General features: G+C 68.2%; 1 protein-coding gene. It reads right to left on the minus strand.

What is annotated here, in order from left to right:
* Nucleotides 1–418: AMP-binding protein (locus IF11_RS37490; protein ID WP_037729520.1), on the minus strand; the 418-nt coding region annotated here is incomplete at both ends.

Here is a 418-nt window from a genome sequence, read left to right on the forward strand (position 1 = left end):
CCCGGCCATCGCCCCATGCGGCACCACCACACCCTTCGGCCGCCCCGTCGAACCCGACGTATAAATCACATACGCCGCCGACGACAACGACACCGAGGCGGACGCCGGCAGGGCCACGCGCGCGCCCGCGCCCCCCAGCAGCGGACCCGCCACCATCGCCTCGTCCACCACCACGCGAACACCACTGTCCGCCTTCATGAACTCCAGCCGGTCCCCCGGATACTCCGGATCCAACGGCACATACGCACCACCAGCCCGCAACACCCCCAACACCGCCACCACCAAATCCACCGACCTCGGCAGCGACACCCCCACCCGCGACTCCACACCCACACCCAACGAAGCCAAATGCCCAGCCAGACGATCCACCCGCACACCCAACTCGCCATACGTCAACGACTCACCACCCTCACCCAGC

It is taken from the genome of Streptomyces scopuliridis RB72 (assembly GCF_000718095.1).
Lineage (GTDB): Bacteria > Actinomycetota > Actinomycetes > Streptomycetales > Streptomycetaceae > Streptomyces > Streptomyces scopuliridis.